23 protein-coding genes are annotated in these 22,575 nt (G+C 34.8%); 3 read left to right on the plus strand and 20 right to left on the minus strand.

Annotated features, from left to right (window positions below):
- Window positions 1–14: 14 nt before the first annotated feature.
- The 9 genes from K345_RS0101270 to K345_RS0101320 form a co-directional block, all read right to left on the minus strand.
- Window positions 15–776: a hypothetical protein gene (locus K345_RS0101270; RefSeq protein ID WP_028972634.1), complete on the minus strand. Its 762-nt coding sequence runs from the start codon at window positions 774–776 to the stop codon at window positions 15–17.
- A gap of 825 nt (window positions 777–1,601) precedes the next feature.
- Entirely contained in the window at window positions 1,602–2,435 is an 834-nt protein-coding gene (locus K345_RS0101280) for an NADase-type glycan-binding domain-containing protein (protein ID WP_028972635.1), read from the minus strand.
- A gap of 28 nt (window positions 2,436–2,463) precedes the next feature.
- Window positions 2,464–2,682, minus strand: coding sequence for a hypothetical protein (locus tag K345_RS0101285; protein ID WP_028972636.1), 219 nt, complete (start codon window positions 2,680–2,682; stop codon window positions 2,464–2,466).
- 333 nt (window positions 2,683–3,015) lie between these two features.
- Window positions 3,016–3,213 carry a hypothetical protein gene (locus K345_RS0101290; protein ID WP_028972637.1) on the minus strand — a complete coding sequence of 66 codons (198 nt, stop codon included), beginning with the start codon at window positions 3,211–3,213 and terminating at the stop codon, window positions 3,016–3,018.
- 128 nt (window positions 3,214–3,341) lie between these two features.
- Window positions 3,342–4,184 carry an NADase-type glycan-binding domain-containing protein gene (locus K345_RS22000; RefSeq protein WP_053227960.1) on the minus strand — a complete coding sequence of 281 codons (843 nt, stop codon included), beginning with the start codon at window positions 4,182–4,184 and terminating at the stop codon, window positions 3,342–3,344.
- A 15-nt stretch (window positions 4,185–4,199) separates the two neighbouring features.
- Window positions 4,200–4,532: a hypothetical protein gene (locus tag K345_RS0101300; protein WP_028972638.1), complete on the minus strand. Its 333-nt coding sequence runs from the start codon at window positions 4,530–4,532 to the stop codon at window positions 4,200–4,202.
- A 155-nt stretch (window positions 4,533–4,687) separates the two neighbouring features.
- Complete coding sequence (locus K345_RS0101310; RefSeq protein ID WP_028972639.1) at window positions 4,688–5,134, minus strand: RHS repeat domain-containing protein; 447 nt, start codon at window positions 5,132–5,134, stop codon at window positions 4,688–4,690.
- 299 nt (window positions 5,135–5,433) lie between these two features.
- Window positions 5,434–6,270 (minus strand): NADase-type glycan-binding domain-containing protein, encoded by an 837-nt coding sequence (locus K345_RS0101315; protein WP_028972640.1) that lies wholly within the window; start codon window positions 6,268–6,270, stop codon window positions 5,434–5,436.
- Window positions 6,271–6,636, minus strand: coding sequence for a hypothetical protein (locus K345_RS0101320; protein WP_028972641.1), 366 nt, complete (start codon window positions 6,634–6,636; stop codon window positions 6,271–6,273).
- A gap of 935 nt (window positions 6,637–7,571) precedes the next feature.
- On the opposite strand from K345_RS0101320, the gene K345_RS23015 reads away from it, so the two are divergent.
- On the plus strand, window positions 7,572–7,712 hold the full coding sequence (locus K345_RS23015) for a hypothetical protein (protein ID WP_156888260.1): 141 nt from the start codon (window positions 7,572–7,574) through the stop codon (window positions 7,710–7,712).
- Window positions 7,713–7,743: 31 nt separating this feature from the next.
- Here the strand turns inward: K345_RS23015 and K345_RS0101330 are convergent, their stop codons facing one another.
- From K345_RS0101330 to K345_RS0101355, 7 genes are all read right to left on the minus strand, one after another.
- The gene (locus K345_RS0101330; protein WP_028972642.1) at window positions 7,744–8,388 is read right to left on the minus strand and encodes a hypothetical protein; all 645 of its coding nucleotides are present in this window, start codon (window positions 8,386–8,388) and stop codon (window positions 7,744–7,746) included.
- Window positions 8,385–9,437 (minus strand): RHS repeat domain-containing protein, encoded by a 1,053-nt coding sequence (locus K345_RS0101335; protein WP_028972643.1) that lies wholly within the window; start codon window positions 9,435–9,437, stop codon window positions 8,385–8,387. The genes K345_RS0101330 and K345_RS0101335 overlap by 4 nt, the downstream gene beginning before the upstream one ends.
- Before the next feature lie 194 nt (window positions 9,438–9,631).
- Window positions 9,632–10,462: an NADase-type glycan-binding domain-containing protein gene (locus K345_RS22005; RefSeq protein ID WP_053227961.1), complete on the minus strand. Its 831-nt coding sequence runs from the start codon at window positions 10,460–10,462 to the stop codon at window positions 9,632–9,634.
- A complete protein-coding gene (locus tag K345_RS0101345) occupies window positions 10,463–11,008 on the minus strand; it encodes a hypothetical protein (RefSeq protein ID WP_028972644.1) in 546 nt (181 codons plus the stop codon).
- 134 nt (window positions 11,009–11,142) lie between these two features.
- A complete protein-coding gene (locus K345_RS23745) occupies window positions 11,143–11,445 on the minus strand; it encodes an RHS repeat domain-containing protein (protein ID WP_083963581.1) in 303 nt (100 codons plus the stop codon).
- 72 nt (window positions 11,446–11,517) lie between these two features.
- Window positions 11,518–11,883, minus strand: a complete 366-nt coding sequence (locus K345_RS0101350) for a hypothetical protein (protein WP_028972645.1) — start codon at window positions 11,881–11,883, stop codon at window positions 11,518–11,520.
- A 141-nt stretch (window positions 11,884–12,024) separates the two neighbouring features.
- Complete coding sequence (locus K345_RS0101355) at window positions 12,025–13,737, minus strand: hypothetical protein (RefSeq protein ID WP_037570735.1); 1,713 nt, start codon at window positions 13,735–13,737, stop codon at window positions 12,025–12,027.
- Between the two features lie 57 nt (window positions 13,738–13,794).
- On the opposite strand from K345_RS0101355, the gene radA reads away from it, so the two are divergent.
- Entirely contained in the window at window positions 13,795–15,111 is a 1,317-nt protein-coding gene (radA, locus tag K345_RS19210) for a DNA repair protein RadA (RefSeq protein ID WP_037570738.1), read from the plus strand.
- Here the strand turns inward: radA and K345_RS0101365 are convergent.
- From K345_RS0101365 to K345_RS0101375, 3 genes are read right to left on the minus strand one after another with little or no spacing between them, the layout of a single operon-like run.
- Entirely contained in the window at window positions 15,097–16,275 is a 1,179-nt protein-coding gene (locus tag K345_RS0101365; protein WP_028972647.1) for a TraB/GumN family protein, read from the minus strand. The two genes, radA and K345_RS0101365, sit on opposite strands and share 15 nt — an antisense overlap.
- Window positions 16,276–16,288: 13 nt before the next feature.
- Window positions 16,289–17,257 carry a DHH family phosphoesterase gene (locus K345_RS0101370; protein WP_028972648.1) on the minus strand — a complete coding sequence of 323 codons (969 nt, stop codon included), beginning with the start codon at window positions 17,255–17,257 and terminating at the stop codon, window positions 16,289–16,291.
- Window positions 17,238–18,578 carry a tetratricopeptide repeat protein gene (locus K345_RS0101375; RefSeq protein ID WP_028972649.1) on the minus strand — a complete coding sequence of 447 codons (1,341 nt, stop codon included), beginning with the start codon at window positions 18,576–18,578 and terminating at the stop codon, window positions 17,238–17,240. Before K345_RS0101375 ends, K345_RS0101370 begins: the two co-directional genes overlap by 20 nt.
- Window positions 18,579–18,669: 91 nt before the next feature.
- Here K345_RS0101375 and K345_RS0101380 point away from each other — a divergent pair, with 91 nt between their 5' ends.
- The gene (locus K345_RS0101380) at window positions 18,670–20,505 is read left to right on the plus strand and encodes a hypothetical protein (protein ID WP_028972650.1); all 1,836 of its coding nucleotides are present in this window, start codon (window positions 18,670–18,672) and stop codon (window positions 20,503–20,505) included.
- Here the strand turns inward: K345_RS0101380 and ppk1 are convergent.
- Window positions 20,480–22,570 carry a polyphosphate kinase 1 gene (gene ppk1, locus K345_RS0101385; protein WP_028972651.1) on the minus strand — a complete coding sequence of 697 codons (2,091 nt, stop codon included), beginning with the start codon at window positions 22,568–22,570 and terminating at the stop codon, window positions 20,480–20,482. The two genes, K345_RS0101380 and ppk1, sit on opposite strands and share 26 nt — an antisense overlap.
- Window positions 22,571–22,575: the final 5 nt, after the last annotated feature.

A 22,575-nucleotide genomic window follows, 5' to 3' on the forward strand; every position in this document is an offset into this window, starting at 1 on the left:
TATTAAAAGATATCCTATTTATTATGAATTATTAGTTTCCTTTTATTTTCTATGGGAAAAGCAACCTGTCTACGCTCACCATTGTTAATAAGAACACCTGTAAGCCAATAATAATATTCACCATCTGGTATTCCATTAAAAGTTTTTTTATACAGATACACACTAGATTCTCTTTCAATATCAGAATATGAATCCAATTCTTTTGCACTTTGCATTAGTTTGTAGTTTAGATGATTTATTTCACGTGGTATTAAAAATAAATAATACTCTTTATCTTTATCACCATCTCTTTTGTAAAGCCCCAAAAAATAATAATCAATGTTTTTCTTTTTTGACCATTTGATCTCAATATTTTCAACATTATTGTACTCTTTTACTTCATTTATTCCCTGTTCAGGGATTATCGATGAAATTACATGTAATACAAGTTCAGTACCAATAATATCTTCAATAGAGTGTATTTTATCCTCTATAAGATCTGTAGTAATATTTTCATTCTCGTTTGGTATTGTAACCCTTCGCGTATAAATTTGAAGAAATTTAGTTTTATCAATAATAGATATTTTAAAATAAGATAGTAAATATATATCCACTGGCTCTTGAATTAATATATTCATATCACTGTCATACAAGATATAACTAAATTCATAGTTAAATCTAGAAAGAGATGTATCCTTGAAGTCAAACTTACCTACTATTTCTTTTTCACTACTTTTACAACTGATTATCATAATAAGAATAATTATTAAAAAAAACAGTCGGCAGATTTTAGCCATACATCCTCCTATTGTCATATATAACGGTTTTAATGAGAAACCCTACATCGTTTCTTATATCAATTAAATACTCTTCCATATCGATGTTGTTCTCTTCAAAATAGATTCTCCAATCACCAATTGTAATTAATGTTATTGACATACAAAAGTCACATAAGTAACAGCATAAGCAATTTCCTTAGTCCCCATAATAAATTCTCCACAAAAACAAAGACTAAGTTCCTATCTTCGTAATTATCACAGAAGGCATAGGAATAAGTTTCACATAACAACTGTCACTCCATTAAATTTTTGGCCGACCTCCACCTCCGGGGATTCATACCTGTTAATGCTTCCTTTTAAGCCAGCTCTGAACTCGTCTACTCCTAATCCTTATGGAGCATGATTAAGCCCTGAATTACAGAGAGGTCATACAGGATAAATGAGGAGTTCCCTATTCTTAACGGGGAATTTAGCTAGGCATAGGTGGGATCTTAGGAATTCCCACTTGAGATTGATGTCACCCACACTTGTCAGGTGGTGTCACCCACACTTGTGGGTGTGGGAGGGTGACAGGCTGATTTGGTGACAGTGACAGGCTGATTTGGTGACAGTGACAGGCTAGAATGGTGATACTGTCAATTGACGTTGAGGGATAGGGGCAGTACTGCAAATTGGGAAAGATCAAGACATAGGGAATACATTGGAGGTGTTTCGAGGGTGTAAATAAATTTGTGTAAAGTTCAATATTTTTGATATAATGAGCTTTATTAACAGCCTCTGGAGCGATGCTTTTCAGAGTTATAATTTCATTATTATTTTCAGATATTGTCAAAAAAATTCATTTTAATTATACCCCACACCCACAATTCCAAGTATGTTTATACAAGTATCATCATACTTTATTCCATGATAAACATCTAAAATTTCAATCTTTAATTGGTTACTACCAATTCCTTTTGGTATAATTATTTTCTGGAATTGAGGAGTATCAGATAAATCTATAACTTCACTATAATTAGTATCAATATCTGTAATCTTTATTTTTTTTACTCTACTATTGTCTTTATATAAACGAGGTTTATCAAAGGAAACGAATCCATTAGACAAATAAATATATATTTGTAGATTTGTAAAGGCAATATTATTTATTGTTATAACTTCTCCAACTCCATAGCCATTAACTCCTTCAACCCAAGGTTTATTAAGATCTAAATCATATAGATTATTTGCCCCATAATTAATTTTCTTACCATTTATATTCTCACTGAGAGAAGAACTAACATCATATAGATTCTCATCTCGATAAAATCCCTCTGTACCGATCGCATCTCGAACATCTAATGCACCAAAGAAAAATGGTTCATTGGAGTCTTTATTATATAGAACAAGAAAATCCGAGGATCTTAAAAATAGCCATCTTTCATTTTCAAAACTTATAAATGAAATTCCTTCAATATCAACAATATGGTAGGTAATATTGTTCATTTCTTCAACTTTTATTGGGTTCTCATCATAATTCGTATATTTGTATGAAAATTGACCATTACTAAATGAGATTTCTTTAACAAGAGGTCCTTTGGACCACATAAAGGTCTTATTATTAAACAGTTCTTGTGAGTAAGCTTGATTTAGAATACATATAAATCCTATTAGTATTAATGGAAATTGCTTTTTCATATTTACTCCTTTTAAAAATGTAGAGCTCTCATATCCCTAATGTGTATGTTGATTTTATAAGGTTTTCTTGTTGAACTATAGTGTTGCAGATTTGTTCTTCCATACGTATATGCATTTGGATGATGGGCCCTTGTTTGTCCCCTTCCACTCCATAATGTAACACACCATCATAGCCCTTATCTAAATATTCACCTAACTCTCTTTTGATCTGGCTTTCCAGATATATCTTAGTGAAATAATTTTTCATCTTTTCCACTGCTATTGTTGGTGTTGCGTTTAAAGCAGCCTCATAAACGGCACTTAATTTCTCTAAGCTTTTTTGAGCTTCGGTTTGAGAATCTTTACCGCTATCTTCATCAGAACTAGAAGTACTATGTCCTCCAAAGATATCTTTTACCTTTTGCCATCCTTCTCCACTTCTATCTCCAACTAACTTTTTACCACTACCACTATCATCTGCTTCATCAGTAATGGCACCAGTAGTTCCTAAGTGGTCTGTGGAATAATAGTCATCTTTTTAGTTCAAATAACCGTGATGCGAGCGGAAAGAGAAATCAAGTCCCTTCACAGATAGGATATCTTATATGGGTAGGGGCGCTCCTGGTTTGGTAGAATCAGGATGATTTGCCTGGGAGCAATGCTTTTGGGAAAATAGGTCTGAACAAGTGAAAAGATCTAAAACATTTGTCAGCATTCTGGTCATTGCTGAAATGTCTTTTTCACTTTTTAAGTTTTGTGCCAGCTTGTTGGGCAGTTCGTTGAGTTCTTCTTCATTCAAAATAAAAGCTCCTTATCTTTTATATCAAAGATTTAGAGCTTTACACAGATTTATTTACAACCTCGAATAAAATACAGTCACGCTTTGCACAGAAAATAGTATAAGCTCTATTTTGAAGTTCATATCTACTAATGAGTTCTTCCATCATAACTAATAAAAGCACCGATATAATTAATACAGGTATCATTATAAATGGTTCCAGGATAAACCTCTAATATTGTCATAGTCATACCTTTAAGGCCTATAACATTATTAATATCTATCTTAAATAAATCTGGTGTGTCTGGAATTGTAACATCAATATAATTATCACTTGCATTATCACTGATTCTGATTTTCTTCACTCTATTATTTTTTTTATATAAATCTGGTCGACTATAAGAAACATAACCATTTGAAAAATACAAGTAATAGGTACTGCTCTCTTCCTTTATTAGATCAATATTTATTTCAACACCTATGCCATCTCCTGTTTCTCCCTCAACCCATGGATTAGGTAAAGATGAAATAGATAAATTTTCTGCCCCATATACTTTGATACCGTTTTTTGTTCTTTCTTTTAAACTTGACTGCGTGGAAAAAAAATCAATAAATCCAAATAAGTCAGGCAGCGTATCACCAAATCGCTTATATCCTTTATATATATAATCATTATCAGAGTCATATAAAAGTATAATATACTTATTACCAATGACAATCATCTTTTTATCATATTCTGTTCCATACTCTAGAAAGCGAATACCACTTGTATCATCAATTCTATATTGATATTCATTTACTGTACTAGTATTCATATCAAAATCATTTTCTTCAAATCTTATTTTTCTATCACTAAACGATATTAATGTAGTTATAGGAATATCTCTATCCGAATATGTTTTACCTTGGAAAAAGTTATCACCCCCCCAAGATGAGATTGAAGAGTTATACAAGCAAATAGCACAAAATATGTATTTACCTATTTTTGTCATTTTATTGCCATCCTTTTATATGCTCTGTTGTAATTGAGTAAATAATTTTATCTCTACATGAATTTGCTCTCTAGAATTACCATAACCATAAGAATATCCTAAATTTTTCATTTCATTAGTAAAATTATTAAAATCTCCTATATGCGGTATTATACATCCTTTAGAATATGGTTTACCTATCGTACTATAAGGTTCATCTGAAATCCATTTTTTGGCATCAGGATGCAAATAGAAATCATCTCTCAGTTCTAAATAATCTTTATACCATCCATTTCCTGGTACATTGTGAGCAGATAATTTTGCATCAAAACCTTGGGGGTTTAAAGTACCATAATAACCTCTGGTCACTGTTATATTATTATAGTAGTATTCTCCTTAACCCAATCACTATCGTACTTACTTGTATATCTTTTTAAATTCTCTTTTAGGGCATTCTTCTTAAAAGCTACTTTAATCCTATTAAGAATTCCTTCTTTTTTTTGAAGATCCTTCAAATCTTTCGCTTATTTTTCTAATCGATCTCTAGCACGCTGTTCTGCTTCACTTACATCTTTATCTTTATTTTTATCTTCAGTATCTACACTCTTTTTCTTAGATTCATTGCCACTACGTTTAAAAAACAACCCACTAGGATTAACAAAAACAAGCGGATTATTCGCCGTATACAAATACCAATTAGACCCATCCCTGGCAGGATCTTCCGTAATAAACCGACCAGCCTGAGCATCATACCAACGGGCATTGAAGTAATAGAATCCTAATTCCTGGTCATAATCCTTACCGGTATACTTAAAATCAAAGTCATCACGCCCTGTTGGATTATCAATAACAACCTTGTCCCCAAAGGGTGTGTACTCGGCACTCCAGAGCTTCTCACCAGCCTCATCAGTAATGGCTACAGTAGATCCTAAGTGATCTGTGGAATAATAAAAAGAACACGGCCAGGACAAAAAAAGCCCAGAATGACAGGGAGGTCATACTGGGTTGGATTAACAATAACGATTCATTTTTTAGTTCAAATTGCCTTGGAGCGATGCTTTTGGGAAAATAGGTCTGAACAAGTGAAAAGATCAAAAACATCTTCCACCATTCTACTTAAACTCGTCATTATGAATGATGTTAGAAAGTATCTTAATTTGGCAAACCATTTTCTTTGGTTATCATATTTCTGTCGTTAGAAGAAGGGAATCTTATGATTTAATCTAAGATCGATATAAAATATAATATATGTAAGTGAAAGCTACCTGTTCTATCGTAAATTACTCTTAGAATAAATGAAGATACCGAGAGAATTTAGACAAGTGTCCTTGTATTCAGTTCCCTTCCATACATCCATAATTTTAAGAATTATTCCATCAGTAGTAAATAGATTATCCACATAGATTCTGTAAGGGTCGGGACTATCGGGTATGAAATAATCATTATATCTTTTAGTCCACCTATCCATAACACGTAATACCTTTACTCTACTATTTTTCTTATACAAATCTGGATGATCATATGATACAAAACCATTCGATATTAATAAAGCATATCTTGAGGAAGAATCTCTTTGGATATCTATCTTTATTTCACTACCGATACCATAATCTTTTTCCCCTTCTACCCAGGGAGATGGCAGATCTAATTTTGCAAGATTGTTAATTGGATAAGAAATAGTTTTCCCATTAATTGTCTCAGTTAATTCACTCGTAGCCTCATATCTATCACTATAATAATAAGGTATAGTTGGTTCTGCTTCAATCATACCTATTCCATAGAAAAAGTAGTCTCCTTCAGAATCATAAATTGTAATTTCTTGTATATTTCCTAAAATTAACCATTTCTTACTATAATCTTCTCCGAGTAATAGAAATGTTATGCCACTACTGTCATCTATTTTATAAGGGTATATTTCTTCTTTCTTTTCTTGAGTTTCACCATTTAATATTTGAATAATGATATTATCCTTAGTAAAGCTAATCTTTTTATCAATGAAGACATCATAGTGTTCAAGGTAACTATTACCCACAAAATAAGGATTACTCCAAATAGCTAGATTGCAAAAAAAACTCAATCCTAAAAAAATAAAAATATTCTTTTTCATTTATTTCCATCCTTTTATATGCCTAAGATTATTATTATTGAAACTATTCCTAGTATAATAACTTGGCTGTTGTAATTGAGTAGATAATTTTATCTCTACTCTGATACTATCACGACTACCATCCTTAATATCTCCATATTTAAATCCCAAGTTATTCATTTGTTGTGTGAAATTGTTGAAATCACCAATACGTGGAATTATACAGCCAGCAGAATAAGGTTTTCCAATTGAACTATAAGGTGCATCTGAAATCCAATTCTTAGCATCAGGATGCAGATAATAATCATCTTTCAAAATTAGGAAATCTTTATACCAACCATTTATTCCTTCATCATCATTGTGATCAGTTAATTGAGCATCAAACACCTGTTGCTATAGTATCCTCTAGTCACAGTTATATCAGTATTCTCCAAAACCCAATCACTATCGTACTTAATTGCATATCTTTTTAAATTCTCTCTTAGTGATTGCTACTTAACAGCTTCCTTAATCCTATTTGGAATTCCTTCTTCTCTTTGAATTTCCTCAAACTCTTCGGCGTTACACACCGAACAGATGGGGGTCCCCTGGCAACTCCCCTGGGTCTACGGTTCCATTACAGATCGTCCTGATCTTCCATCGACCAAACATGCAATTATCATCGGCCGGACATCCCTGTCCTCTGTTCGTTACAAGTCATTTCATGACTTTCCACATGATAATTGTATGTTTGGCCGACCTCCGGCCCGGGAGATTCAGATCTGTTAAGGCTTCCTTTTAACTCGTCCCAGAACTCGGCTACTTTCAATCCTCAAGGCTCTAGGGAAAAGGACAAAACCCTCTTGGCAGAAGAAGGTACTAAGCCATAGCATTTTGAAAGGGCTTTTCAAACTTTTTGAATGGGCCTTTCGAGATTTTTTAAAGGGCCTTTCAATTTTCTTTATTAATAGGCAATCGTCAGATTAGTGACTTCCTATCCATAGGCTCTAGGGCCTGCCCCTCAAAAGTTGACCAAATGTATCGTTTGGTCAACAGCACGGCCAGGACAAATAAAGCCCAGAATGACAGGGAGGTCATACTGGGTTTGATTAACAATAATAGTCATCTTTTAGTTCAATTCGCCGTGATGCGAGCGCAGAGGTAAATCAAGTCCCTTCACAGATAAGATATCTTATCTGGGGAGGGGCGCTCCTGGTTCGGTAGAATCAGGATGATTTGTCTTGGAGCGATGCTTTTTGAGGATCTAATACATAGTTCTACTTTATTTTGTAAGTGTTCCTTCCCACAATCTGGTCGCAATCAACCTCACTGGAGAGATGAATATGATTATAAAAATTAGTAAGTACCAGATTCATAGACTATTATTGAAAAATGTTCTTAACCACATCGAATTAAATGTTCGAAAGAACACCCTTACAGTGGATTTTTATTCCAAAGAAATCATAGAAGAAGCCTCAGATTAACCATGGAGCTTTGCACAGGAGATATTACGTCTCAGTCTATTATAACTTTACTTTTTAAATGATTAGGCAAGTGACTTATTAACTCTTGGAGGTCCGGTTCATAAATATTAAACTTTTCAAATATATTCTTATTCTTTAAACCTAATACCCCCAATGGAATATAATTGTCATTCGTAGCGTAATATCCCCATTTCGCACTATTGGAGAATACAAAATATTCTCTTTCCGAAAAATTAATAACAAAAGAAGATATATAATTTCCACTATTAAGTTCTTCCCATGATATATCAGCAGGAAATCTTAAGGTTATTGGTGGGATAGATAAATTATTATAACTTCCGCTCACATTTTCTATAATTACAAACTGATGATCTTTTAATCTCTCCATACCGCTTTGTAATATTAAAAAATCTTCTTTTGTAAAAAGACAACCACCAGCATTGCAATAAATATCATATTCATCTTTATATCCTATTTCAGGGAATTTTCTATTAATATCTGTAAATATATTACATTGTATTTTTTTCCATGTTGCTTCATATTCATCTGCTGTCAACCAATATTTTTTCAAATATTCTTCAGCTTTTTTAACATCTCCCCACTTTTCATCATAATTAAAGTATATTGAGTAATACTCTGATATATACTCCTTTAGTATTTCTTTATACTCTATCAATTGTTTACCCTTATTTTAAAAAGCTTCCCACCATTATTAATATGTATAGTCGCTTCTCCTGTTTTTGCGGATGTATGAAGCCCCATTCTTAAATCATCAGTTTTAAAAAATATTTCATGCCCACTTTCTTGCAAAGTTTGTCCATAGCTTTCAGCTAAATCACTGATTATCTTATTTGCGTCTCCAGTTACATTAGCTTGTTTAGTACCATTTTTCAACTTTTTCCAATCTACTCCCATATCAAGCAAATCATCTAAACTTTTTATTGAGGTACTAACAGCTTCATCGATTTTACTTCCTACTGTCTTCTTTAATAATGCTTTACTTGCCTTTGAACCTAGGTCATATAATGATTTAACAGCATCAATTATAGTAAGTTCGTCCAAATTTGGAGTTAGAGAACCATCTGCTAAATTATCATCTGATAACCAATCTAAATTATCTTTAACATCATCAGGAACTTCATTCTGACCAGGATTTTGGTTATCTGATGGTAATCCAACTTCATCTCCACCTTCTTCCTCATCAATCTGTTGTTCCGAAGAACTTCCCCCTGATGTGTCTCCATTATCTCTACCATTTGGACCACCAGTTGATCCACCACTAGGATTATTATTCTGAATTGCTTTAACTACAGAACTAACAACATCCTTAACTTTTTCCCAAGTGCTTTTTTCCTCAGTAGTTCCTGTTCCACCATCATCTGCTTTTTTTCTAGTTAAACCAGTGGGATCAATATATCTTAGCGGATTATTCGCCGTATACAAATACCAATTAGACCCATCCCTAGCCGGATCTTCCGTAATAAACCGACCAGCCTGAGCATCATACCAACGAGCATTGAAGTAATAGAACCCTAAATCATCATCATAATCCTTACCGGTATACTTAAAGTCAAAGTCATCCCTTCCTGATGGATTATCGATAACAACCTTGTCACCAAAAGGTGTGTACTCGGCACTCCAAAGCTTCTCACCTGCCTCATCAGTAATAGCTACAGAAGATCCTAAGTGGTCTATGGAATAATAAAAATAACACGGGCGGGACAAAAAGCCCAGAATGACAGGGAGGTCATACTGGGTTTGATTAACAAAACAAGTAATCTTTTAGTTCAAATCGCCGTGATGCGAGCGCAGTGATAAATCAAGTCCCTTCACAGATAAGATATCTTCTCTGGGGAGGGGCGCTCCTGGTTTGGTAGAATCAGGATGATTTGCCTTGGAGCGATGCTATTGAGGAGCATTTATCCTTTATATCGATCAATTTCAATTTTTCCAATACCTATAAAATTGATGCAAGTATCATTATATTGAGTCCCAGGATAAACATCTAATATTTCTATTATTACACCATCACTACGTATGATATCATATAATGGGATTATACAAAAATCAGAGGTATCTTTAATATTGATATCTCTGTAATTTCCACTTTCAATGTCCTGAAGTCTAATTTTCTTTATTCTATTGTTCTTTCTAAATAGGTCAGATCTAGAATAGGAGACATAACCATTTGATAGAACGATATATTTCTCAGAATAATCTTCAGTTTTTTTTACATCTATATATATTTTCTCTCCAATACCATTTCCTGGAACTCCCTCGACCCATGGTGACGGCAAAGAATTGATACCCAAATTAGTACTACTGTACTCAATTTTACCTTTTTTTGTTTCTTCACTTAAGTATGATGTTGATCTAAAATATTTTTCCCCAAATGATAAACTATCACTCAAGTAATTCTTTTCAATATTATTACCTAAAAAGAATGGTTTTGAATCACTGTCATACATAATAATGTAGGAGTCTGAAAATAAACAAAGCCATTTTTTAGAGTTCTTTCCAATTAATATATATGTTAAACCACTAGATCTATCAATTCTATATGGCTCTGTCCATTTATCTATTTCACCATCATTGTCGATTTTGTACTCTAACTCTCCATTATTGAATGAAATTGACTTCTGCAAAATAGGTTTAAAAGTATTGTCGACAAATGTTAAACCATCAAAATCTTCAGAATATAAGAAATTTATTATTAAAATAGAGAAAATTAATAATACTCTATTTTTCATTTACTGCCATCCTTCTGTGTGTTTTAACACATTTCGATCTACATTTTGATACTTATTTGGATTCCTTTTATAGTTAACATATGTCTCTGACAAGTTGTTAGATAATTTCAATATTAAACTTATAGTATCTCTATTATTTCCTGATTTATATTCAAAACCCAAATCCTTTAAAACATTGGTAATATCATTAAAATCCCCTAATTTTGGTACTAAGCAACCTTTTGATCTAGGTACTAACCCCTGACGCCACGGTAAACCATTCAAATTGTTAAAAGCATTAGGATGAAGGTAAAAATCTGGACCCTTTACTACTAAGGAATCCTTGTAGGTTCCACTTGGATTAATTGCAGTGAAAGCAGCGTCATAAGTTCCAAGTTTTAATGTCCCATCAATTTTTGTCAAATCTTTATGGTCTGCCCAAGTTTGTATTCTGGTGTCATAAAGTGATGCACCCATAAAGTCAATACTCAGTTTGCCATCCCAATAGACTTTCCCAGGCGTTCCATAGTAACCTCTTTCAATAATTATACTAGTTTTTTCTTTCACCCATTCTGAATCATATTTAGAAGTATATCTCTTTCATTCATCCCTTAAAACATTCGCTTTTAACCCAGCCATTACTTTTTTTAGGATACCTTCTTCTTTTTGTATTTCTTTCAATTCAGCGGATTATTCGCCGTTTACAAATACCAGTTAGCCCCATCCCTTGCAGGATCCTCTGTAATAAAGCGACCAGCCTGAGCATCATACCAACGGGCATTGAAGTAGTAGAATCCTAACTGGGCATCATAATCCTTCCCAGTATACTTAAAGTCAAATTCATCACGTCCTGAAGGATTATCGATAACAACCTTATCACCAAAGGGTGTGTACTCGGCGCTCCAAAGCTTCTGGCCTGCTTCATCAGTGATCGCAACAATAGATCCTAAGTGGTCTGTGGAATTATATAAAACTGCACGGCAAGGACTAAAAAAAACCAGAATGACAGAGTGTCATACTGGGTTTGATTAACTACCCCACTGTACTGTGAGTGTAAAGATGGATGGGACAGAGGCTTATCTAATATTTGGCCCATCAATTCTGTAATAAACCGTATCCGCCCCTGTAGGAATAAAAGGTTTGTCATCACTTTTAGATATCTGCTCTACCCAAAAACTATTTTCGGTTAACATATGCAACCTATATTCAACATCGAACTGACCTCTATCAAAATAAAAACTTAAGTCATAAGAGTTATTTGAAGCCTTAGAAATCTTTCTAATTTCAAAAGGACCTCCCATCATTGGCAAAAAAATTGTTCGAAGTGTTTGGTATCCATCTATTACCAAAGTAAAATTAATCACTTTTTTTGCTGAACCCCGACCATATTTTATATCAACAGTTTTTGCAGGATCTGGGCTCCGATACCAAGTACCAGTCAAAATATTAGCTAAATCTTTTTTCTCATAATTACAATTTCACATATACTGCATGTTACTTAATAGGTAATCTACATTCACTAAATAACAATTAGGATATAGATTTTTTACAAGTCCTTCTACTATCAGAAAAGGCTTAAACCTTTATTTATTTATGTCATCGAAAGCACGGGAATAATCATCAATATACTCAGACATTTCTAAAGAAGATTGTCTTAGCATATCATAGGTTGAAGTATCAATGATCTCAGAAACATTCCGCAATCGAATAAGGTCAATATTCATTTGATTGAGATTATTCACTGCCGATTTAACTCTTAATTCAACTAATTCCCTATGATCACTTAATTGTTCAAGGGACAAGATTTGACGGTCAATCTCAGTAATAGATTTTTCATATTCTTTTTGTAATTGTTTGTTAGTACTATCCTGCAATTTCTTTTCTAGAATAACCTTATCTTTCATTAAGGAACTATTGTCAATTTGGCGTAATATAACATCAATATCACTATAGGCATTAAGTAGTTTTGTGATTTGATCTATATACTTCGTTACGAGGGGTTTAACCTCCCTATCAAGGACCTTATCTTTGTGAGATTTTTTAAGATGTTTTAGTATCTTCTTTTGTAAATCAATAGCTTCAGAACGTAAGTCTTTTATATTTTGGTTGCTAGAAATTCTGGAACCAGTGTGATTTTCCTTTCTTTTTCTCTTATCTATAAAGTCACCCATTCGCCCTAGAAAAGATATACCTAACACGGCAGCAGGGATAATACTCCAGGGAGTACTAGTTGTGATAATATTTATCATCATTAGGAAGGCAGATAAGGAAAGGACATTTATACCATGGCTTAACAGACTCTTTTTTGATTTTGTATATAAGTAATAATGGTAAAAATCCTGGTTTGACATTTGTTTTATAGAGCTTAATTCTTTGAGTTCTTTTTTCCGACTTCTCCCATCAACCCATTTTCGGAGGAGATCAATAGAAAAGACACTAACAGGAATTAAAGACCAAGGAAAGCCACTACTGAATTGAACATTCAAGAAAACTAGCAAAGCACTAATGCCCACATAAGGACCTAGACGATGAGTCAAACCATGTCTTTTTACAAATTTATTTTCCTGACTTTTCTTATACTCAACAAATAATTCATGTCCCTCAGGATAAGAAAACTCAGAACCTTTTTGTTTCTTACGAATCTCTGATCTGACATAACGAATTCCTCCAAAAGATTGGGACACAAAATCCATTAAGGGATTAATCTTTGTTTGAGATAAACTACTGAGAATATCATTTAAACTCTGTCCGTTACTTACATAATGACCAAATTTATCAGTAGCATCTTTGATAGTATCTTTTACGAAAGCAGAGACCTCTTCCTCTGGTGATTTGTCTTTTCTATGCCTACGGAGGGCTTCTTCTTGGGATTCGCGCGTCATTTTTTTACTTGGGGTCAAAGAAAAACGATAGTAACCTTCGGGCAGCTTAATGGCTCTTTTTTTAATAGTTTCATCATCAACTTGTTCAAACAATTCACTATCAATATATATACAATCCACATGGGTTTTATGACTTTCTTCTATATCAGTATCATTATTAGTAGTTAGGAATAAGGGCAATCCTGTGTTTTTCAACATTTTCAAGGAATGGAAGAAGGTTTGTATTTGAAAATAATCTATAGAACATAGATATGTTTTTAAATCCCTACTTTTTTCCTTAACTTCTCCACCAAAATGAATTATCAGTTCTGTTATTCGGGATATAGTCTCATTAACATTGTGACTATCTTCAAAACTTTTGTTGTATAATTTTACATATATCTTATACATTAGGGGTGGCTCTTTTTGTGTCATATTAACAATATGAGACTCACATCCTATTTTGTCAATTAACTAAGGAGTTCTTATCCTATGGCAACTAAGAAAAAAATACATTATCTATGTCAAGAATGTGGACATACAGAACCAAAGTGGCTTGGCAAATGCCCTAACTGTGGATCTTGGAATAGTTTCACCGAATTTAAAGAAGATATTGTTAGTACAAAATATCAGCCACCAAAGGTTACTGAACAAGTTTCCCTATCAGAATTAAAACAAGAGTCTGTAGAACGTATATCCACTGGACTTAGTGAGTTCGACCAAGTCATAGGAGGAGGACTAATGAGAGGCTCCTGTTTGATGATCGGGGGAGAACCAGGAATTGGGAAATCTACATTAATGCTTCAGCTAGCCGGAAAGAAGAACTCAACAACCCTTTACATAAGCGGTGAGGAATCTGCTCTTCAAATCAAGAACAGAGCATCCCGTATAAATATTTCTCAAGAAAGCATTGATCTACTTTGTACAAACCACTTAGAAGATGTTCTCTCTCTTATCAACAAAAAGACCTATGACTTTGTTATGATCGATTCGATTCAAACCTTATATTCATCAGAAGTAGGTCCAAATCCGGGAACAGTACAGCAATTAAAGTATTGTGCCTTTGAATTGATACAACGATGTAAGGCAAAGGGCATTACTTTATTCTTGATTGCCCACATTACAAAAGGGGGAGCCATAGCCGGCCCCAAAACACTGGAACATATGGTAGACACTGTTTTGTATTTTGAGACCTCCGGTTCAGAATTACGAATATTGCGATCCACTAAGAATCGTTTTGGCTCTGTTGATGAACTAGGTATATTTTCTATGGAACAATCAGGACTAAAAGAAATAGGTAATCCGGAATCGCTCTTCCTTCCCCAAAGGGAGGATATAATGCCTACTGGAGTTTCCATATCGGCCGTATATGAAGGAAGTCGGGTGTTCTTAGTGGAAATACAAGCGTTAACAGTGAGTGCCAAAGGTGGTTTAGGGCGAGTTTATTCGGATAAGATTGAGCAGGCCAGAATAAACAGAATTGCTGCTGTATTAGAAAAACAACTCGGGATAAACCTCAACGATCAAGACATCTATGTGAACGTTGCTGGTGGTATCAAATTAGGAGAAACAGGTATCGATTTAGCCTTAGCCATAGCCATTTATTCAGCAAAGACAAATATCACTCCACCTGTTAATTCTGTATTTGCTGGTGAAATCAGTTTATCAGGAGAAGTTCGGCCAGTATCCCACATGGATAGAAGGAAGAAAGCGGCCGAAAATCTTGGATTCAATAACTTTGTGGGACCTGATCAGAATACAAAATCCCTTACACTAGTTGATGTCTTTAAAAAATTATTTACCAAGTAATGTAGGCAGTACAACCAAAGAGGTAAACGTACCAATGGCACTGCCAATACTACTTGCTAAAAAGACGATAAGGATATGTGTTACTCTGTTCTTAAAAAAACCTTTCACAGTCGTTATATCATCTTGAAGAGATTCAAAATCCTCAACTTTTGGTTTCTTAATAAATGCCTCTGTTAATCCAGCAAACATACCTGCCCCAACAAAGACATTCAAACTAGTGAACGGAGCCAATACAAAGCTAACCAGTATACTTAAAGGATGCCCTAAAACGGCCAAAGTAAGAAGAGCACTAAAGCCACCATTGAAGATAACCCATCGTTTAATCATCTCTATTCCGACTTCTTTTCCACTAAAGAAAAATCCAGCCCCAATGACACCTACAACAATAAGGGGAATGAACCAGGGAAGAATTTTGGATAGGACACTTTTCTTAGGTAAATGAGAAATCTCTTCCAAATCAGAGCTACGTTTCTTTTCGTGTAAATCATTGAGCCATGTAATGATTCCCGGAGCATGACCAGCACCAATGACTGCAACAACTTTATTACCCTTTGAATTAAATATCTTTGTCGCTAAGTATTGATCCCTTTCATCGATCAGAACCTTTTTTACAGAGGGTAAATAACCGGATAATTCTTCCATCATGTTTCCAAGAGCTGAAGACTCTTTTAACTTCTCGATCTCTTCTTTATCAATTTCTTCATTAGTAAAAATACTTGAGATCAATGCAGCAAGCATCTTGTTTTTATTCCAAAAATTACTCAAGGCCCAAGCCCTGCGTAAGGTCACCTGAATCTCTCGATCCGATAATTCAAAAGGAATATTAAGCTCTTCACAGATCTCAATAGCCTTCACCATTTCCTCACCAGGTTTCGTTCCCAGATCAGCGCCAATCTTTTTCTGAAAGCTGCTCATAGCTAAGTTAGCGAGTAAGAGAAACCCTTTTTTTTGTTTTAATACCTGACTTATATCAAGTTTAGTCCAGGAGCTTCCTCCTTTGATTCCTTGATAGCGACCAGCATCTAATTCAATACAAACTAAATCAGGCCTTTCTTCTTCTATTGTTCGACGAACTTCATCCACACTTTCCTTTGAAACATGGGCTGTACCAATTAAAGTAATTTCACGATCACCTAATTTAATTTTATGAATATTATCCTTCACTTTTACTCCTAACTTACAAACCGATAATAGAAACAAAACGTTCATACAATTCTTCACGTCCTGGAAAGTTTTCTATAGGGATAACACCACCCCCCATATGAGTGTGACCACCACCAAAACCAATACCTTCCAGAGCCTGTTTAGTGATGTCCCCTGCTGATTTTCTATTATCTTCACTGCGTACTGATATTTTTATCTCTTTTTCTGCTTTAGAAGCAATGACTATAAAATGAATCTCACGATATCTTAAAAAATCATCCGCTATTAAAGCCAATAAATCTGGTGCACATTCCATATTAATATAAGAAAAGCAAAATTCATCTTTTATTTCTGCATTCCACAAAGCCTGTTTTATTGCTGGGACTTCTGCTACAGAAAGGCTGTTCTTGAGGATAAAACTTCCCTTATCCCATTGCCCAAATTTATATAGATAATTAAAACCATCCAAATCAAGCTGGCTCACCCGTCTCGTCAAATAAGCAGTGTCCATCATAATCCCCATCAACAAACTAGTAGCAATATCTCTTTCAGGCTGAATTTGTGTTTGATAGTAGTAATCATATATTAAGCTTGAACAACTGCCGACATCATCTCTAACATCCCAATAGGGAATATTTAATTCTGTAGGGATGGGGTGATGATCGACAACCCCTATGATTTCCCCGGGTAATTTAGCAATATTGGCATTAGAGAAATTACCATCTACTTGGACAATCTGATCCTCAGTACCAAGTTCTAAAGATTCCCAATGATATACGGGGATCTTTAAAACCCTGATGGCAACTTTTAAACTATGACTTAAAAGATCTTCGCCATAACAAACAATATTATTGATACCATAGTGATCAAATAAAAAACTAAGCCCATAAGCAGAGGCAATAGCATCATGATCTGGATAATTGTGAGTCTGGATAATCACCCGTCTCTCTGGATCCAGAGCCGCAATTAAATCACTAAATCTGTTATTTTGATTTATTGACATAATATCGGGCCATTGTTAATTCAGGGAATCCAGACAGACCGCTTTCAGAGATCTCTTCATAATATCTCATGGCAGACTCCTTTAATCCTTGATCTTCATAAGCCATTGCGATGAAGAACTTCATTCGCATTTGAACACTTTCTTTCTTTATCTTCTGAAGGGTAGCTTCCAACATATAATCACTTCCTGGCTGAAGATAAAATCGACCTACTTCATAGAATGGATTATCTTTTGGAACTTTGCGAAGTTCTTTCTCCAGGTACTTAAAAGCTTTTTGCTTATTCCCCTCTTTTTTATAAGTCATAGCAATAAACAAAATCATACTATATTCTGTAGGATAACGTTCATAGACCCAATTAAACTTTTCTCGTGCTTCCCTATACTGCCCCTTACTGAAGAGGAGATAACAATAGGTATCATAAAGATAATGATAATCGGGCTTTAACTCCAAGGCTCTCTTCATATCCACATAGGCATTGTCCCAATCAGCCTCTTCTTCATAGATAGAGCCGCGATATACTCGTGCAAAAAAATTATCATCTTGTAAGTCTATAACCTTATTAAAGCTTTCAAGAGCCTCTTCATTCTTATATAAACTTTTATATTGCAGTTTACCTAATTCCATAAAGAACCAGGGATTGTCTGGATCAAGCTCAGTGGCTTTAACAAGATCTTTTTCTGCATCACCAAATTTACCTAGTTCAACATTAATCAAACCACGATCTTCATATAAATAAGGACTAGTGTTATCAATAGCTAAAGCTCTGTTAACATATTCAAAAGCCGCTTTATAGTCTTCATCCTGTTTTGCCAGATTAGATAATCCAATGAGGGACACATAGTCTGGCCGTATAGCAATGGCCTTAGTGAAGAATTCCTTTGCCATATCATATTCGTTATTATTGTAGTAGTAGACACCTAAGCCGGAGTAGGCTCTATCGTCTTGATCATCTATCTCAAGGATATTCTCCAAATAGGCTTTATAAGAAGGCCAATCCTCAGCTTGTTCTGCCAGTAATGCTAAATTGTATAAGGCATCTGTATTGTTTTTATCTTTTTTATTGGCTTCTTGTGCGGCAGATTTTGCCAAATCATAATCGCCAGCCGCCAATAGCAAGCTAGAGTAGACAGAAGCTTCTTCTCCTGATAAATCCTCTAATTCTTTATTTTGAAAAACAGCTATTGCCTCTTGAGGGTCCTTTTTTTCAGAATAATTATCGAGTGCTTTATTAATAGTAGCGCTATCTGATACTCCTGTTGTTTGACACGATAATAGTGCAAAAACCATTATCACAGGGATGAGCTTTTTGAAAAAGTTCATTTTAACTCCTTATTAAACAGGTACCTAATATAAACTGAGAATCTAAATTGAACAAGGTTGAACTTTTACGGGACCACAAGTAAAATGGCCCATGGTCAACACTAATTATAAGCGACGATTAATACTAACTCCTCTTGTTTTTATGATAGGATTTATCATCATACTTGTTGTTCAATTTTCAAATGAAAGCCAGTTCTCATCAGAGCATCTTGGGTTAATTTTGTCAGGAACCAGTGCTGGAGAGCAAGCTGGTAAAAAACAAATACAAGATATAACTATCCAGAAGAGCAACATTGACTTTATTTTCAGTCGAGATATACCTCTTATTTTAAACACCACTGACGGTGTTACTCATAGAATTCGGCCAGAATCCTACGAACTTAAAGAGGATGGCTTAGATATTTTATTTGAAGACCAGGTTACCTTAAGATTCAGAGTAAGTGAGGAAAATAATCTCAATATTCAGCCAATCCTCCCAGAAGACCCTGCCAGGATTGAATCGATGATTATTAATTTCTCCCTAGTCCAAGGTTCCGAAGCTCATCCGAGAGAGAATCTTCCTATTATGACCATTCAAGGTCAAAAAGAAAATATATATCTGGCCCTCAACTCTGACAGTCGTATAGATATGGACAAAAGGGAGCTTCTCTTAGCTCCTGAAGATAAAGGCTTTGTTCCTGTTGTCGTGGAAACACTCCCTGCCTCAGTAAATATTAAGAATTATTTAGCTCAACGGAACGAAGATAATGAATTGGTCAATTATGACAATACAGTAGACAATTTTATCAATAGGGCTTTCAGACAATGGCAGTCAGCAAGATTTAACTTAGGACAGGGTACCTGGACATCATCAAAAGGCACAAACTTCTATACAAATATTGCAGTCGCTACGATGGCGGAAAGCTTAGTGACCAACCAATCACAAACGGTTCACCCTATTGTGCAAAATGCGGCTAGCTTATGGCCTCAGAAGCAAACATGGGAAGGTAGTACATTTTTTGGTGATATTGTTAACAAAGAGACAGATCAACGTGAGTTTATGCTCAACAAATTAGCACAGGACAGGAGTTTATTGAGGGATCACAATCTTCGTTTTCTCTATGAAGAAGGAGGTTGGGAAGCTGTAGGCCTCTATGGAGATGAAAATGATTTTGCTCAAATCATGTCGAATATTTCCCATATACAATTAACTCCAAATACCGTTGAAATCCTCCAGCTAGCCCGTAATTTTCTATTGATATCTCAATGGAGATCTGGTTCAACAAAGAGAATTAGAAGTGTTGCTATTCTCCTTGAGGAACAGTTACTCAAGAGTTTGTATAATCAGAACGACAATGTATTTCTAACAAACCAGTTTGGAGAGCTTGATCTCTATGCTTCCCTTTTGGGTGGATGGGTATTCCAGCAAATGGGATCTGTATTGCAAGATGACTCCTATACAAACCTGGGAAAACAACTGGTGCTATCTTCCTTAAAATATGAAAGAGGAACAGGAAACCTCCCTCTCTACCTTGATGAAAATAATGGGGAGATTACCTGGAATGGACAGGATATCCTGGAACCAGAAAGGATATATCCGCTGTTAAGGACAACCGCTTATTATCCTCATTATATCAACCTAAAAGAATATCTTGGATACGACAGTTGGATATGGACCTCATCCGATATGAACATCAGTAAGAATAGTCAGAATCAATTAGTCATTATATCAAAATATCCAGTAAGACAGACACATTATTTTGTTATCTACGGATTGCGGCCCTTTACAGGTATAGTTCTTCACAACATACCCTGGCCAGGTGATTATAGATTCCAAAGGTACTCTGAGGGTTACTACTACAATCCCAACAATACGACATTATACTTTAAGTTAAGACAGAGACGTACAGAAGATTCTATTGTTATCTCTCTGGGAGCTTCCTCCTAACCTTAAGATTCTTCTTAGAGGCTTCTGAGATTAAGCGTCGTTTTTGTCTGGCTTCTTTATTAAAATAATCCTGGGCCCGAAAGGGCTCAGATTCTGTATCTGTTATTTTGACATAAGAACCATCAGGTAATTCACGGTGAGCATTCGTATTGTCTTTGAAAAAGATATCCAGCATCTTTCTAATTTTGATTTTTAATTTGGAATCAAGCACAGGAAACATAATCTCCACTCTTTTTTCCAGATTCCTGGGCATCCAATCCGCACTTGATAGATACAGATCCTCATGTCCTCCATATTGAAAATAAAAGATACGGCTGTGCTCAAGATATCTATCAACAATACTTACAACTTCTATATTTTCACTCAAACCGGGAACACCTGGTTTTAACATACAGATACCTCTAATATTTAATTTTATCTGTACCCCCATCTGACTTGCTTTATACAAAGCATCAATAACTTGAGGATGGGCTAAGGAATTCATTTTTACAAGAATTACACCGGGATTCTCATGGGTTGTGTTATCAATCACAACTTTTATTAAATCAAGGATTCGTTCCCTGATACCATCAGGACTCATCCATATGTGTTCAAATTGAGGAATAGAGGAATATCCTGTAATAACATTAAAAAACAAGGCTATTTCATAAGTGAGAGAATCACTACAAGTAATCAAAGAAAGATCTGTATATAGTTTAGCAGTTTTATCGTTATAGTTACCTGTACCCATATGAACATAACGCCGTATCCCTTCATTTTCCCTTCGAATGATCATCATCGCTTTAGAATGAACTTTAAGTTGAGCCACACCATAGATGACAATGACACCAGCTCTTTCCAATTCACGAGCCCATAGAATATTTCTGGCTTCATCAAATCTTGCTTTCAACTCGACAAGAACAATGACTTGAATCCCATTCATGGCCGCTTCTTTTAGTGCTTTAATAATAGGACTATCACCACTAGTTCGATAAAGAGTCATTTTTATACTTAATACCATGGGATCAACAGAAGCTTCTCTCACCATACGAATCACAGGACTAAAAGAATCATATGGATGATGTAAAACGATATCACCAGCCTGGATTTGACTCCAAATATCTTCTTCCTGTGATAACTCATTAACTGATTTCCATTCTGGATACTTTAACGCATCGAAACTGGGAACGAATGCTAAAGCCATAAAGTCTTTAAGATTCAGAGGGCCATCAAAACGGTAAACAGAGTCTTCCGTTAGATCAAATAAGTTCATCAATTGTTTTTCAATATCCATAGAACTATTAGTAATTTCCATTCGAACAGGAGTACTGTGAAGTCTATCAATAAGAATTTCCTCCATTGCCTCAACGAAATCGTCTCCTTTCTCTTCATCAACCTCCAAATCAGCATCACGAGTTAAGCGGAAATATGTTGATTCTATGATTTGGTGCCCTGGGAAGAACACATCTGATTGGCTAGCAATTACTTCTTCTATTAAAGTAAAACAACTTTCTCCATGAATGTCTGGCAACCAAATTATCCTTTGTTGAGCAGAGGGAATTTGCAATATGGCTAATTTTAACTCTTCTTTGCCTTCTTCCTTTAATAGATAAGCAATGTTTAATCCTAAATTCTGAATAACTGGTAGATTCTTTTTGTAATCAAGTCTAATAGGACTTAAAACGGAAAAGAGTTCTTTTCTAAATAATTCCTTTATAAAAGCACTTTGTTTTCCATCCAAACCATCATTAGGAATATAATGTAGTCCATGATTAATTAATGAGTGAATGATGCTATTTAGTTCTTTATACTGAGAACGGTGTATATCCCGAACCATATCTTCAACGAGCTTGAGTTGTGTAGAAGGTTTTGTGCCACTAGGACAGGAAATCCTATCACCACCTTCATTTATCTGACGCTTAAGAGACGCTACTCGTACCATGAAAAACTCATCAAAATTCGAACTCACAATCGATAGGAATTTTAACCGTTCCAGAAGAGGAATGTCTTCTCTACAACCTTCATATAAGACTCTCTTATTGAACTCTACCCAGGATATCTCTCTAGGAATATATTCATTACTCATTTATT

The organism is Spirochaeta cellobiosiphila DSM 17781 (genome assembly GCF_000426705.1).
GTDB classification, from domain to species: domain Bacteria; phylum Spirochaetota; class Spirochaetia; order DSM-17781; family DSM-17781; genus Spirochaeta_E; species Spirochaeta_E cellobiosiphila.

Coding starts and splice junctions, on each gene's coding strand:
- K345_RS0101270 (WP_028972634.1), bottom strand. CDS start 776: ATGGCTAAAATCTGCCGACTGTTTTTTTTAATAATTATTCTTATTATG.
- K345_RS0101280 (WP_028972635.1), bottom strand. CDS start 2,435: ATGAAAAAGCAATTTCCATTAATACTAATAGGATTTATATGTATTCTA.
- K345_RS0101285 (WP_028972636.1), bottom strand. CDS start 2,682: ATGAAAAATTATTTCACTAAGATATATCTGGAAAGCCAGATCAAAAGA.
- K345_RS22000 (WP_053227960.1), bottom strand. CDS start 4,184: ATGACAAAAATAGGTAAATACATATTTTGTGCTATTTGCTTGTATAAC.
- K345_RS0101315 (WP_028972640.1), bottom strand. CDS start 6,270: ATGAAAAAGAATATTTTTATTTTTTTAGGATTGAGTTTTTTTTGCAAT.
- K345_RS23015 (WP_156888260.1), top strand. CDS start 7,572: ATGATTATAAAAATTAGTAAGTACCAGATTCATAGACTATTATTGAAA.
- K345_RS22005 (WP_053227961.1), bottom strand. CDS start 10,462: ATGAAAAATAGAGTATTATTAATTTTCTCTATTTTAATAATAAATTTC.
- K345_RS0101355 (WP_037570735.1), bottom strand. CDS start 13,737: ATGACACAAAAAGAGCCACCCCTAATGTATAAGATATATGTAAAATTA.
- radA (WP_037570738.1), top strand. CDS start 13,795: ATGGCAACTAAGAAAAAAATACATTATCTATGTCAAGAATGTGGACAT.
- K345_RS0101370 (WP_028972648.1), bottom strand. CDS start 17,257: ATGTCAATAAATCAAAATAACAGATTTAGTGATTTAATTGCGGCTCTG.
- K345_RS0101375 (WP_028972649.1), bottom strand. CDS start 18,578: ATGAACTTTTTCAAAAAGCTCATCCCTGTGATAATGGTTTTTGCACTA.
- K345_RS0101380 (WP_028972650.1), top strand. CDS start 18,670: ATGGTCAACACTAATTATAAGCGACGATTAATACTAACTCCTCTTGTT.
- ppk1 (WP_028972651.1), bottom strand. CDS start 22,570: ATGAGTAATGAATATATTCCTAGAGAGATATCCTGGGTAGAGTTCAAT.